This is a genomic window from Staphylococcus sp. HMSC077D08 (assembly GCF_001837945.1).
GTDB classification, from domain to species: domain Bacteria; phylum Bacillota; class Bacilli; order Staphylococcales; family Staphylococcaceae; genus Staphylococcus; species Staphylococcus epidermidis.
The window spans coordinates 1-12494 of record NZ_KV834775.1; the positions used below are offsets into that span (position 1 = coordinate 1).

Below are 12494 nucleotides of genomic sequence, written 5' to 3' on the forward strand. Positions count from 1 at the left end.
TAGCGATTTTTTTCATTGTTAAATATCCTCCTGAAAATTAAACTAGTTTTTTTATAATTAATAATCATGTGATCAATGAGTTACAAAATAATTTTTATTCGTTCTTGTTTAACGACAAGCCATACTCTAACAGAAAAATTGATGTTTGTGTGCATTGTTATTGATTTGTAATTTTTTGCTAATATTGTTACACAATCTCATTTAACCCAATTAATTTATGTAATATGAATAGAAATGATACGCTCAGCATTTTTAAAGTATTTGATTTTGAGTAACACAAACATTGTTACATGAATGTAAAATTACTGAAAATTCTTTTAGATAATAATTAACATAGCAATGTGAATAAACAGTATTTGAATTTTTGATATTTTATGTTGATTTGATGATATGATTGAGCAATATTTTGAGAAAGCTATATAAATGGAAAAGAAAATTGATATAATTAAAATCTAATTTGTTACTACTAATTTTTTGAGAGTTGTATAATAGACACTGAAAAATAGATGTTGTCTAGTTAAATTTAGTTTAGCAATCGGGGAGAAGTTTAATTTAAAATACACACTAGGACATCGTGAGGAAGACATATGAGAGAAAATTATTCGATACGTGTTTTTAATAATTTAGCCATTAATACAGAAAAGGCACTGAGTGTAAAGGTATTTTATTGTTTGAAAGGGAAATGTGAAATCACTATCAATGTTCAGAAACATACATTAAAGAAAGATGATATAGCATTTGTTGTAATGAATGATACGTATTCACTGTTAAGTAATACGGATACCATGTGTTGTATTATCGATATACCAATACATCGATATATTAGTCAGAAGGATACTCAATTTTTAATAAGTGGTACAAAGATTGATGAACGTAGTAGAGATAGAATAAAATACTGGATATTAAAAATATTAGAGTTACATTGTTTATCTTATAATGATGTGTCCGAGATACAAAGATTGATACAATTTTTACTTATTGAATTGAGTTATCTAAAGAAACCAAAACTTGATGTCAATAAAGATTTTTATTTATCTGAAGATATACATCAATATTTAGTGGATCATCATGACAGTAAAATCAACAAACATGAACTAGCTGAAGCTGTTAACCTATCAAATCAAGCACTTACATCTATGTTTAAACAAACGCCATTTCAAACATTTAATCAATATTTAAATCAACTTAGATTAAAATTTTGTCTTATAGATATTTTGACAACCCATAAACCTATCGAAGAAATAGCTATAGATCATGGTTTTCATCATTATTCTCGATTTATACAATTATTCAAAAATACATATGGTTACACACCTAAATTGATTAGAAGAGATTATATAGCGACGTCTATCTTCAAAAATACTGCTGAAGAAATTGATTTAGATAGACATTTTCTTATGAACATTCACGAATTACAAGATTTAGATTCAAAAATAATAAGTAAAAAATATATTGAGATGTCAGATAAAGGGAAAAAATATCGTTCTTATGATATTTATATTGAAGATAACCGAAGTACTATTCTTGATCAGGAGCAGATAATTCATATAAAGCGTAATTTAAGTTTAAGTCAAAAATCAATGCGCTATGTAATAGAGCTTAACTACACTTCTATGATTGAAAACAAAGAGTTATGTCGTTATGAGATGTTGAAAATTTTACGTTTTTGTTCCGGTTTGAATTTAATTCCAACATTTAAAATCATTACCGATCGACATGATACTTTTACATCAAAGGAAAAAATGGCTCTGAAGTTAACATTTCAAATGTTATTCATCATGCTAAGAGAATTTAATCAACTTGAGATTGAATTTATTGTAGAGGACATGATGTTAAAACAAGTAGTGCAGTTAAAAAAGATGATTAGTTCTTATTTTGAATATTATAAATTAAATTATCGTATTAAAAATGAGAAAAATGGAAATGTTAATTATCAAAATTTAGAAAAACAAGTGACTCAAATTTTCATTCCTATTAATCAATTACATTTATATATTAAAGAGATATCATTTGAAAAAGTCATTTTGGAAACTAGCTATTTGACCGATTTAAAAAGTGAGATTGTGGAATATCCATGGATTCAACATATTCATACATTAATTAAAATGTGTGGAGAAGTGAGAGGTGTTTTAATACAACCTTCCTCTGATTACGCTACCACAGTAACATATCATTCAAATTTAAAACCGTATCATATCTTGTCATATGTAATAAGAATGTTTAACCAATTAAGGGGGACAATCGTCTATAAAGATGATGCAATCATTATGACTCAATATAAGTATGAATATCAGGCCATTGCTATCTCTTTAAAAAATACGATTAAGGAAAATGTAAACCATCAACAATTAATTTTTTCAGATATTCAATCACTCAACCATGCAGAATATGAATATATAGAAATGATACCACTTTTAATGAATGAGAATGATGAGCTAGATAGTCATATACCATACCCACATCAATATTGGTTAGCAAAGTTGAAGAGTAAAGAAAGCCAACAAGCAATAGTTGATCTTCCTAAAATGAGTATTGCTCATTTAACATTTCTTTGTTCGTAGTCGTGCAAGGTTGTTGACTAAGAAAGGATTATCATCAAATGCAACAACAGAAGATTAAACAATTCTTAGCCCATTTTGTATTAGATCACGTCACAATAGAATATTTGAAATATGGCTACCAGCTGACAATTGAACAGCTTAAATTATTAATATTTATATTACATTTCACTGAAAATCATAAAGAAGAATTAAGTTTAAATATGATCATCTTTTACAAAAATTATCAAAAAAACAAATTGTTAAAAAGTATTACACATCTATATGAATTTAATTGGATTTCAAAAAAACGACATCCATACGACCAACGTAGACTAGTTATTACGTTAACTCAAAATCAATCTAGTAAAATAACTCAATTAATTGAAGAACTAGAACACTTCTTAGAGGTGAAATCTACATTAATAAACGAAATCAATCATTCAACTTTATTATCGTATTATTTAAAATGCCATAGTCAATTTAGAGTGATTGAACAATCTTGTACCCATCAACATTTAACATTAGAAGAATTATACCTTCTTGGGTTACTTATCATTAGTGATAACAAGACTACATTTAAAAGCATAAAAGTACATTCTTTAAAGGGAATCATTTCATTGGGACCTATTATTAAGACCTTACAGTCAAAAGGTTATCTCATTAAAAGTCGTAGTAGAGATGATGAACGCTATATTGTATTAACACTTAGAAAAGAAAAAATTAATGTGATTCAGTCAGAAATCGAGGAATGTTACAATAAATTAGAACAGGGAATACAGCATGTGTAAAATAAAATTTGTATTAACTAAAAGGAGTTGAAAGAATGATTTTAGACAATGTGAATCCAGATGATTTATTTCCTACCGAGAAAAAAGGACCCTCTGTATTAGGTGTAATTGAGTATAACGTACAGGGCCAGACTAAATTTGAAGGTGCCTTCATAGCAACAAATGAGCGGTTAATTATGAATGTTGATATGAATGGACAATTTTATTATCGAAATATACGTTATGATGAAATTAATCAAATTCATTTTGATGGTTCAGATATTATATTTGAGTTCAATATTGGAACAGTTCCAATGCGTGAAATTAAGACTGAAGATGTACAAGCTTTTGTTGATTATATAAAACAACAAATTCAATAAATATACTAGTTTATTATGTGGTATTTACAATGAACTTAAAATTTTGAATTGTAAAAGATTTGATACCTTTAAAATGCCTTATGTAAAAAATTTGACTGCTCTTTTGATGTATACGAATTAATTCCAATTAAACAGATATGTTATATTAAAATTTTAAAAAATACGATGACGTAATTAGTGATATATTATTAGTATTAATATTTTTAATTACATCAATTTCACTATTATAAATGTTTTGGTTAAGAAATAAATGTATAAATGCATTTTGTAGTTATAAAAATATTGAATTCTTATACTTATTTGTTTAAAATGTACCTTGTAACATGGGCGGAGAAATTTTCGGTTAGATAAAATACATGTGAACCTTGCTACAACAAGATGTGCATCAGAGGAGTGGTTTTATAATGGGAAAAATTAAAGACATCAATGATTTGGTTAATGCGACATTTCAAGTTAAAAAATTTTTTAGAGATACTAAAAAGCAATATAATTTAAATTATGAAGAAATTTATATTCTTAATCACATTTTGAAAAGTGAATCTAACGAAATATCTTCAAAAGAAATTGCTACATGTTCAGAGTTTAAACCGTATTATTTAACTAAAGCATTACAAAAATTAAAAGATTTAAATTTATTATCTAAAAAAAGAAGCGTGCATGATGAAAGAACAGTAATTGTATTTGTATCCGATGAACAACGAGAAAAAATAAAAAAATTGATTTTAGAATTAGAAAACTATATCAAATAATACTAAGACACTGGCGTTTCATGTGTGTTTTTAAGATGAAGATTTCTAAAAAAGACTAGGTATCCCACTTTAAAGTGAGCACCTAGTCTTTTTATTTGAAAAAATTAATATTTTCTTAAGGAGTTAATTTGTCGATGATAAATCGTTTGATTGATATATGATTGAACACGAGTCAAAATTTCTTCTATTATTTGAGTTCTTTTAGTCAAAATACGAACAGCCAATCCATGAGTAGGTAATTGTGAGATACCTATTCTACAGTCGTATTGTTTTTGAAAATCAGCAACCGCCACGTAAATATCGTCTATGAGACTTTGATTTACGTCCGGATGGATAAAATAAGCAGAACCTAGATGTGTATAGTTTTCCATATACCCAATACCGTCGAGTTTACTTTTCTCAGGACTTAACATCATATTATCAAAAACAACTAATTGATTTTCAATGTAAATTTCATTAATAAGATGCATATATTTATACGTAAAATCTTGCCCTTTAGATGAATATCCTGGTGTTAATATATCAGTGTAAAACATAGCACTATCTTCTTTAAGATGGAACGTATTATGCTGGTAAAATTTAGCATTTTCGTAGGCAATAATAGGATCTGCCACAAATTCCATATATGACTGATTTGATAAATGAAATGTTTGATACTGTTCTACATGATTATTGGGCGTCTTATATATTTTAGTTGCACCTTGAGAAGTGAGTACTACTTGTGCTTTATCTTCTAAGTTGACGTTGACCCGGTATCTATCTCCATCTAGATAACCTCCACCAACATTCACAATATAGAAAGTTGGTACAGGAGATTGTTCTAAGTATATAGGGCGTAGGACTTTGAGCGCTTTTTCAAAATATATATTTCGTGCTTTTGAGCTTTGGCCATTATTAAAAACTGTTAAATCCAATAGGCCAGTCCAACTCTGATTACCCATTAAGCTAACCCTTTGAGTAAGACGTCTTGCTCAATCCACTCAATAACTTTTTCTAAACCTTCATCAGTTTTTAAATTTGTAAAAGCAAATGGACGATTTCCACGAAATACTTCAGTATCTTTAGCCATTTGATCTAATGAAGCGCCCACATATGGTGCAAGGTCTGTTTTATTAATAATGAAGAAATCAGATTTAATCATACCTTGACCACCTTTACGTGGTATCTTTTCGCCTTGTGCAACATCAATGATATAAATTGAAAAGTCAACAAGTTCTGGACTAAACGTAGCCGCTAAGTTATCGCCACCTGATTCAATAAAAATGAGTTCAATATCATCATTACGTTCTAATAACTCATCTATGGCTGCGAAGTTCATTGAGGCGTCTTCACGAATCGCTGTATGAGGACAACCTCCAGTTTCTACACCAATGATTCTATCTTCTGGTAAAACACCAGTATTAACTAATATTTTTTCATCTTCTTTAGTATAGATATCATTTGTTATAACGCCAATGCTCATTTCTTTAGCAAGACGTTTAACCACTTTTTCTATTAATTGGGTTTTACCTGCACCAACAGGGCCCCCGATACCAATTTTAATTGGATTTGACATCTCATATGCCTCCTATGAAATAAAGATTCTAACATGAACATTTTCATGTTCCATTTGATTAAGTTCTAAGCCGGGAGCAGTCATACCAAAATCACTCTCAGCTAATTCTAGTATGTGATTACGTACCTTCTCGATATGGGATATCATTTCAGTTACGACTTGCTGCCCAGCTGTTTGTCCTAAAGGAATCGCTCTAACTGCATTTTGGGTAAGGCTAGAGATATTTTGATATAAGTAATAATCAATGATGGACTCTACATTGACGCCTAAATCATGTCCTAGCATAGTAAAGCACACAGCTGGATGAAGCTGTATTTTATGACTTTTCATTTGGTCATAGTACCATTGAATCCATTCACTTTCATAAAGATCTAAAGCTAATTTTACCATGCGTGTGCCCATTTGCTTAGCGCCAATACGTGTTTCTTTAGGTAAATTTTGTACGAATAGTTTTTGGTTAATATCTAAAATTTTATCTTTATCATTGCGTATTAATGCGTTGTACACAATTCTCATAGCTAACCCATCTGAATAAGTTAATTGTTCATTTATAAACAATGTTAACCATTCAATAAATGTCTCAGTATCATGAACAGCTTCTCTTTGAATATATGTTTCAAGTCCAAATGAATGACTAAATGCACCAGTTGGAAACTGAGAATCACAGAACTGAAATAGTCTTAAATGTTGATGATCAATCATGCGAATGTCCTATATGTCGAAATGCTTGATTGACCTTTCTGTCTTCATGTGAGTAGGGGATACCCAACTCTTTTAATAAATCTTCAACAAGATAGTCATATTGAATAAGCATTTCAGTTTCTGTAAATTGGGCAGGCAGATGTCGATTACCAAGTTGATGGGCAATATCTCCCATTTCTTTTAAACTTCTAGGCTTAATTACTAGTAGGTCTTCACTATTTACATCGACAATAATCATGTTTGTATCGTCTTGATATAAGATATCACCATACTGTAAATCAATGGGTTGTTTAAGTCGTATTCCTATTTCATTACCGTGATCTGTTTTAACACGTTGTATACGTTTAACCAAATCAGAGTTTTCAAGATAAACTTTTTCAACATGTTTTTGCTTTTCATCTTGTGATAAATTAGCAATATTTCCTTGTATTTCTTCTATAATCATGATTTACGTCCTCCTAGAATAAGAAGTATCTTTGCGTTAAAGGTAATTCTTTTGCTGCTTCACTCGTAATCTTATTACCATCAACAAATACTTCATATGTTTGTGGATCCACATCTATTTTAGGTGTAGCATTATTATTTTTCATATCTGCTTTAGTTAAATTTCTAATATTTTTAACAGGACGTACCATACGTTTTAAATTAAGTTGACGATAAATACCGTTTTCGTATGCAGTATTAGAAACAAAAGTCATAGCAGTATGTGTAATGTTACCGCCAAATTGACCATACATTTTGCGATATTTCAAAGGCTCTGAAGTTGGTATGGAGCCATTAGCATCACCATTTACTGCTGAGTTAATCATGCCACCTTTAACAACAAGATCGGGTTTGGCACCGAAGAACTCAGGTTCCCACATTACTAAATCGGCAAGTTTACCCGCTTCTACAGATCCAACATAGTCAGAAATACCATGTGTAATGGCAGGATTGATTGTATATTTTGCAATGTAACGTTTAATACGATTATTATCGTGATATTCAAAGTCACCATCTAATGGTCCGCGTTGTTCTTTCATACGGTGTGCAACTTGCCAAGTACGTGTTACAACTTCACCGACACGTCCCATTGCTTGTGAATCTGAACTTACCATACTAAATACGCCCATATCTTGTAATACGTCTTCTGCTGCTATAGTTTCCTTACGTATACGAGAATCTGCAAATGCAATGTCTTCTGGTATTGAAGCATTAAGATGGTGTGTGATCATAACCATGTCTAAATGTTCATCTACAGTGTTATGAGTGTAAGGTAATGTTGGGTTTGTTGAAGAAGGTAAGATGTTTGAATATGCAGCTGATTTGATTAAGTCAGGTGCATGACCACCACCAGCTCCTTCAGTATGATACATATGCAATACACGATCTTTAACAGCAGCCATAGTATCTTCCATAAATCCAGCTTCATTTAATGTATCTGCATGTAAAGCGACTTGAACATCAAACTCATCTGCAACGTCTAATGCATGACTTAATGCTGAAGGTGTAGCTCCCCAATCTTCATGTACTTTAAGACCTATAGCGCCTGCATGAATTTGTTCAATAAGTGCAGTATGATTGACAGCTTGACCTTTACCAGTAAATCCTACATTAATAGGCATCTCTTCTGCTGCTTCTAACATACGATGAATATGCCAAGGTCCTGGTGTTACAGTAGTCGCTTTAGCCCCTTCAGAAGCACCAGTTCCTCCACCGATATGCGTTGTAATACCACTCTCAAGTGCAACTTCAGCTTGTTCAGGATTGATGAAGTGCACGTGTGTATCGATACCGCCGGCAGTAACAATTTTACCTTCAGCAGCAATAATATCAGTTGTTGCACCAATGATGATGTCAACGTTATCCATTATATCTGGGTTTCCAGCTTTACCGATCTTAAAAATATAACCATTTTTAATTCCGATATCTGCTTTAACAATTTTGTCATAATCAATAATTAATGCGTTAGTTAAAACTAAATCAGCTACATTTTTATCATCTCTTGTCACATTAGGATTTTGAGCCATACCATCACGAATTGATTTACCGCCACCGAAAGTAGCTTCATCGCCATAATTTGCATAGTCTTTCTCAACTTGTGCAAATAAGTTCGTATCTCCTAATCTCACAGAGTCTCCTACAGTTGGTCCATAAAGACTAGTGTATTGAGATTGTGTCATTTTAAAACTCATGCTTATTTACCACCTTTTTTATTCGCATTGTCTTCGCCTGCATCGTTTTTAACAGCGGCGTTTTGATTTGAATCATTTGGACGAAATACGCGTTCTTCATCAATATCGCCATCGACTAAACCACGGAATCCATAAATTTTACGTCGTCCAGAATATTCGACAAGTTGTACTTTTTTTTCATCACCAGGTTCAAATCTCACAGCTGCGCCTGCAGGAATATCCAAATGTTTACCATATGCTTTCTCACGATCAAATTCTAATGACTTATTTGCTTCGAAAAAGTGGAAATGTGAACCTACTTGTATAGGTCTATCGCCTGTATTTTTTACTTCGATCACCGTTTCGGGGTGATGCTTATTGATTTCTATTTCAGTGTTTTTAACAATAATTTCACCAGGAATCATTGATATAGCCTCCTTAAACGATTGGGTGATGGACTGTTATTAACTTAGTACCATCTGGAAAAGTTGCTTCAATTTCAAGTTCTGTAATCATGTTAGCTACGCCTTCCATGACATCGTCCTCGTTTAAAATTGTTTTTCCATAACTCATGAGTTCAGCCACCGTTTTACCATCACGCGCGCCTTCTAATAATTCATCACTGATTAAAGCGAGTGCTTCAGGATGATTAAGTTTAAGTCCTCTTGCTTTTCTACGACGTGCAACTTCAGCAGCTACAACTATCATTAATTTGTCTTGTTCACGTTGTGTAAAGTGCAAAACTATCCCTTCTTTCAAATTAATTTGTCTTGCGAATTTTATATTAAAACCATTTAATGAATTATACAAGTATAATACTTTGATAATTTTATCGAATTAACAATGTTTTTTAAAATTAAGTGTATAAAGTTGAATGAATATGAAAAATATCCAGCGTACATAAACATTATTTTAGTAAAATGTAATTGATATGATGAATATTTAGTGGTAATTTGAAAATTGTCTTTATTAAATAATTAATGTTGTGAATAAAAGGAGGCTATAAAATTGAAATTGATAAAAGTAATTTTAAGTAGTATCTCTCAAGTGGTTTTAATTAATAATCTATATACTGGATTGTTCATTTTAATAGGATTGTTTGCAGTGAATTGGAAAGTAGCAATCAGTGCTATAATTGCAAGTGTAATGACTTGGATATTGGCACCACATATGAATTACACAAAAGATGAAATCGAAAGTGGATTAGCCGGGTTTAACCCTGTATTAACAGCAATTGCACTTACTTTATTTTTGGATAGCAATTGGAGCGGTATATTAATCACATTCGTATCCACTATTTTAACGTTACCGATTGGAGCAGCGGTAAGAGAAGTATTGAAACCACATAAAATAGCATTTTTAACTAGCCCGTTTGTTATTATGACGTGGATTACTTTGTTAATACCTAATCAACTTAAAACGTTACATACTCAGATTGATATTATTCCGGAGCATATAGAAAAGGTATCTTTAAATAATGACCACATCCGTGTTCATTTTTTTCAATCAGTTTTAGATGGATTTGGACAAATATTTTTAATGCCCAGCATAATAGGTGGTTTATTAATTCTAATAGGGATTTTTATAGGTTCTAAAAAAGCTGGAATTGTTTCTATAATTGCAAACATCATTGGGTTCCTAATAATTATATTATTAGGTGGAGACTATAGTAGTATAAATGACGGCATTTTTGGCTATAATGTAGTTTTATCTGCGATTGCGCTAGGTGTCACTTTTGAGACAGCAATCCATAGTTATCTCGCAATGATTTTAGGAATAGTGCTCACTGCATTCATACATTTAGGTTTGAGTACATTGCTCGCACCTTTAGGTTTACCACCTTTAACATGGCCATTTATTTTTGCTACATGGATTATGTTGTTTGCAGGAATTAAAAATCAATCTGTATAAATAATGCATAATTAAAGTGAAAATATTAAAATTTGCAAATTGAGTTAACCTTAATTGATACACTATGATTATTTTTAAATTTATAATCACAACTGTTTTAGAACAGATATTTAATTCACTACGTTTTATGTCCGAAATTTTAGCATTACTTTATAAAATTTAAATGTATTTGAAAATCAAAATTCTACTAAAAAGCATCTGTCTTCATTATGAATGTGGCGATGATTTTATATTGAAATTTTATAAAAGAAATAAAATTGACTAATTAGATATATTCATAGTTAAGTTATGTATATATTTATTGGTAACCTTTCAATATCAGAGAAAAATGCGTATGAAGATCCATTCGTAAATTTTGAAAAAATAAAGTCGAGTGTTAAACTATGAATAATTAATTTTAAAATAAAATGAGTCATAGGGGGCGTGAATGTGATGGAGTCTTTTTTAATTCACACTGACATTCAAAAGAAATGGATTCGTAAATTTAAAAAGATTGAAAGTGAATTCAAAGCACGTGCAGCTGAAAATGATATTCAATCTAGATTCCCATATGAAAATATTGAATGGCTGATAAAGGAAGGATATACTAAACTAACTTTGCCTGTAGAGTATGGAGGTGAAGGTGCTACTATTGAAGATATGGTGATTTTACAAAGTTATTTGGGTGCTATTGATGGAGCGACTGCTTTATCTATAGGGTGGCATTTGAGTGTAATTGGTCAATTGTACGAGCAACATATGTGGACACCATCAATGTTAGATTCCTTTGCTAAAGAAGTTGTTCACGGTGCACTGATCAATAGAGCAGTCAGTGAAGCGGAAACTGGTAGTCCTACTAGAGGTGGTCGCCCATCTACACATGCTGTTAAAGTTGAAAATGGTTATGTTATAAACGGTGTTAAAACCTTTACATCTATGAGTAAAGCATTGACACATTATATTGTTGGCGCCTATGTTGAAGAAACTAAATCGATGGGATTCTTTTTAATTCCTCGGTCAACTAAAGGAGTAAGTATTGCTGACAATTGGGATATGGTTGGTATGAGAGCGACTGAGAGCCATGATTTAATTCTTGATAATGTTCATGTTCCTAATGAAAATTTTGTAGAATCAAAACGTGAATCAAGACCTAATGGTTGGCTTCTTCATATACCGAGCTGTTATCTAGGTATTGCACAAGCAGCTCGTGACTATGCAGTAGATTTTGCAAAAAATTATCGTCCTAACAGTATTACAGGTTCGATTGATAGTTTACCTACAGTGCAACAAAATTTAGGGAAAATGGAAAGTTTATTACTTTCTGCAAGACATTTTCTATGGAGTACAGCTAGAGGATATCAATCATATACAGAGGATGCACAAATATGGAATGAAACCTCAGCAAGTAAAGTAGTGGTAATGAACCAAGGTATAGAAATCGTTGATTTAGCTATGAGAATAGTTGGAGCTAAGAGCCTAGAAATGAGCAGACCTCTTCAGCGGTACTATAGAGATATACGTGCTGGATTACATAATCCACCAATGGAAGATATGGCTTACACTAATATTGCTAAAAGTATTACAAACAAACTCTAATGTCATATTGATATTCTTTAAAGGAATGAGATGGAATTTAATGTTCTTCATTGCAACGCATATAAATTTTAAAAAAAGCGCGATGTACATTAATAATTTAATTTAGTCATTGATAGACTTCAAGTTAAGCAAGAGCTTGGGACATAAAGTTCTAGGATAAGT

At 31.2% G+C, this 12494-nt stretch carries 13 protein-coding genes; 6 read left to right on the top strand and 7 right to left on the bottom strand.

All coding sequences use genetic code 11. The annotated features are described in order from the left end of the window. The first annotated feature begins 587 nt into the window (after positions 1-587). The 4 genes from HMPREF2663_RS07155 (at position 588) to HMPREF2663_RS07170 (ending at position 4436) form a co-directional block, all read left to right on the top strand. The gene (locus HMPREF2663_RS07155) at positions 588-2561 is read left to right on the top strand and encodes a helix-turn-helix transcriptional regulator (protein WP_070501426.1); all 1974 of its coding nucleotides are present in this window, start codon (positions 588-590) and stop codon (positions 2559-2561) included. 38 nt (positions 2562-2599) lie between these two features. Further along, entirely contained in the window at positions 2600-3328 is a 729-nt protein-coding gene (locus HMPREF2663_RS07160) for a transcriptional regulator, SarA/Rot family (RefSeq protein WP_002447288.1), read from the top strand. A gap of 35 nt (positions 3329-3363) precedes the next feature. After that, on the top strand, positions 3364-3687 hold the full coding sequence (locus tag HMPREF2663_RS07165; RefSeq protein WP_002447289.1) for a PH domain-containing protein: 324 nt from the start codon (positions 3364-3366) through the stop codon (positions 3685-3687). A 404-nt stretch (positions 3688-4091) separates the two neighbouring features. Beyond that, positions 4092-4436: a SarA family transcriptional regulator gene (locus HMPREF2663_RS07170; protein WP_002457969.1), complete on the top strand. Its 345-nt coding sequence runs from the start codon at positions 4092-4094 to the stop codon at positions 4434-4436. Between the two features lie 104 nt (positions 4437-4540). Here HMPREF2663_RS07170 and HMPREF2663_RS07175 read toward each other — a convergent pair whose 3' ends face one another. Genes HMPREF2663_RS07175 through HMPREF2663_RS07205 form a run of 7 tightly spaced genes read right to left on the bottom strand, consistent with a single transcriptional unit; the run spans position 4541 to position 9587 of the window. Continuing rightward, complete coding sequence (locus tag HMPREF2663_RS07175) at positions 4541-5377, bottom strand: urease accessory protein UreD (protein ID WP_070846097.1); 837 nt, start codon at positions 5375-5377, stop codon at positions 4541-4543. Further along, positions 5377-5991 carry an urease accessory protein UreG gene (gene ureG, locus HMPREF2663_RS07180; RefSeq protein ID WP_002447292.1) on the bottom strand — a complete coding sequence of 205 codons (615 nt, stop codon included), beginning with the start codon at positions 5989-5991 and terminating at the stop codon, positions 5377-5379. The genes HMPREF2663_RS07175 and ureG overlap by 1 nt, the downstream gene beginning before the upstream one ends. Before the next feature lie 12 nt (positions 5992-6003). Further along, positions 6004-6693, bottom strand: coding sequence for an urease accessory protein UreF (locus tag HMPREF2663_RS07185; RefSeq protein ID WP_002447293.1), 690 nt, complete (start codon positions 6691-6693; stop codon positions 6004-6006). Next, the gene (ureE, locus tag HMPREF2663_RS07190) at positions 6686-7138 is read right to left on the bottom strand and encodes an urease accessory protein UreE (protein WP_002457967.1); all 453 of its coding nucleotides are present in this window, start codon (positions 7136-7138) and stop codon (positions 6686-6688) included. The genes HMPREF2663_RS07185 and ureE overlap by 8 nt, the downstream gene beginning before the upstream one ends. Before the next feature lie 13 nt (positions 7139-7151). After that, positions 7152-8867 (bottom strand): urease subunit alpha, encoded by a 1716-nt coding sequence (ureC, locus tag HMPREF2663_RS07195; RefSeq protein ID WP_002476243.1) that lies wholly within the window; start codon positions 8865-8867, stop codon positions 7152-7154. A gap of 2 nt (positions 8868-8869) precedes the next feature. Further along, positions 8870-9271, bottom strand: a complete 402-nt coding sequence (locus HMPREF2663_RS07200) for an urease subunit beta (protein WP_070592697.1) — start codon at positions 9269-9271, stop codon at positions 8870-8872. Between the two features lie 13 nt (positions 9272-9284). Beyond that, complete coding sequence (locus tag HMPREF2663_RS07205) at positions 9285-9587, bottom strand: urease subunit gamma (RefSeq protein WP_002476246.1); 303 nt, start codon at positions 9585-9587, stop codon at positions 9285-9287. 267 nt (positions 9588-9854) lie between these two features. On the opposite strand from HMPREF2663_RS07205, the gene yut reads away from it, so the two are divergent. Continuing rightward, positions 9855-10757, top strand: coding sequence for an urea transporter (yut, locus tag HMPREF2663_RS07210; RefSeq protein ID WP_070846099.1), 903 nt, complete (start codon positions 9855-9857; stop codon positions 10755-10757). A 432-nt stretch (positions 10758-11189) separates the two neighbouring features. After that, a complete protein-coding gene (locus HMPREF2663_RS07215) occupies positions 11190-12332 on the top strand; it encodes an acyl-CoA dehydrogenase family protein (protein ID WP_162155495.1) in 1143 nt (380 codons plus the stop codon). Positions 12333-12494: the final 162 nt, after the last annotated feature.